The 1979-nt window shown below is 64.4% G+C and carries 1 pseudogene; it reads left to right on the top strand.

The features are described from left to right. Positions 1-316: 316 nt before the first annotated feature. Positions 317-1675, top strand: a pseudogene (locus AB4Z13_RS32705) (ISNCY family transposase); the annotation flags it as partial. Positions 1676-1979 lie beyond the last annotated feature (304 nt).

Genomic DNA, 1979 nt, shown 5'->3' with positions numbered 1-1979 from the left:
GGCTCGAGCATCGCGGATGACGGCGTGGAGCTCCGTCCGCCAGGAGCACGCTCGCCCGCGATGCCCATTGCGCTAGGACCAGGGGGAGCGCCATCGCGCGCAGCGGGCTCGCCTGATGGAACCGGCGTGGATGATGGAACAGATTTCCGCAAACGGACAGCGGATCGCATTGCGATTCCATTTAACATAAGCTTTATTATAGATAGCTAGGATGTTGGCCGTTATTAGTAATGTCACCTTTGCGACGAATAGAGATGTCACCTGAGGCTGCCTCCCCGTACGCTCCGAGTTTCGTCGGGCGCTTTGGGAGGCAGCCATGCACAGACAAGGATTGGTGACCATGAGCATGCGCGAAGTTGACCGCATGAAGGTGATCCAGGCTGTGGCCGATGGGCACCTTGCGCGCTGGCGGGCAGCCGAACGTCTGGGCGTCAGTGCCCGGCATGTCAGACGGCTGGTCTTGCGGCTCCTGGAGGACGGGCCAAGCGGGCTGGTATCGCGCAAGCGCGGACGTTCCAGCAATCGCCAGTTGCCTCCCGGCCTGGAATCTCGTGTCCGCGGCCTCGTCCGCGACAGCTACGCCGACTTTGGGCCGACCCTGGCCGCCGAGAAGCTGCGCGAGCGCCACGGCATTGATATCTCCTCCGCGTGCGTCCGCCGGATCATGATCGACGCCGGCTTCTGGGTGCCGAGGAAGCTGCGCCCGCCCAAGGTCCACCAGCCGAGGAACCGCCGCGCCTGCCTGGGCGAGCTGGTGCAGATCGATGGCAGCGATCATCACTGGTTCGAGGACCGGGCGGCGGCGTGCACGCTGCTGGTSTWYGTCGACGACGCCASCGKCMGGCTRATGSAGCTGCTGTTCGTGCCGACCGAATCGACGCCGGCCTACTTCGCCGCCGCCCGGGCCTACATCGAGCGCCACGGCAAGCCGCAGGCGTTCTATTCSGACAAGGCYGGSRTCTTCCGCGTCAACCGRCAGGAGAATGCCGAAGGCCGCGGCTATACGCAGTTCGGRCGYGCCCTSTTCGAGYTGAACATCGACATCCTGTGCGCCAACACGAGCCAGGCCAAGGGCCGCGTCGAGCGAATGAACGGCACGCTGCAGGACCGGTTGGTCAAGGAATTGCGGCTGCGGGAGATTTCCAGCATGGAAGCCGCCAACGCCTACGCGCCGGCCTTCATGGCTGACTTCAACGCGCGCTTCGCCAAGGTGCCGCGCAGCGACTTCGATGCCCATCGGCCGCTGYGCGGTGACGAGGACCTGGAACGGATCTTCAGCTGGCGCGAATGGCGCAAGGTCTCGCAGAGCCTCACACTGCAGTATGCGAAGGTCATGTACCTGATCGAGGACCTGCCTGAACATCGCCGGCTGATCCACCGCTATATCGAGGTGGCGGAGTACCCCGATGGCCGGGTCGAGCTATGGGCCGATGGCGCTGCCCTGCCCTACACCACCTATGACCGGTTGCCGGAGGTGGATCAGGGCGCGATCGTGGACAACAAGCGGCTCGGGCACGTGCTCGCGATTGCCGCCACGGTCCAGGCCGAGCGGGACAGCCGGCACTGGAGCGCGCCGTCGCGCACGCTCTCGGGCGAGTCGCCGCGCCCGGCCAAGGTGCCCTTGAACGTCAAGCGCCAACGGCTGATCAACCGGCTGGATCTGGAACGCGCCATCGCGGGAACGGAATGTCCCACCCTGCTCCCGGCTCAGGCGCCATCGGCCAGCGCCACCGCCTTACGGGCACCCCACAAAAAACATCCCACCCCGCACAAAAAGCACGCCCGGACTGACATTTCTATTTAGCGGAAGACCCGACCTTTCAGAACCGCCTAGACAAACGATGTAGCGGCTACATGCTAATGTCGGACTGCAGCTAGATAGAAATGTCGCCCCCTTAGCCAAGGCTGGCATTCTGGCGGTTTCCCGTCTGCGCAAGACCGGAGGCCGCCATGCCGATGCCCGAGTCCATCACGATGAC

The sequence above is a fragment of the Rhizobium sp. YAF28 genome, assembly GCF_052113285.1.
Classification (GTDB): Bacteria; Pseudomonadota; Alphaproteobacteria; order Rhizobiales; family Rhizobiaceae; genus Rhizobium.
The sequence above is the reverse complement of the archived record's forward strand: the minus strand, read 5'-3'. Positions and strand labels throughout refer to the sequence as shown.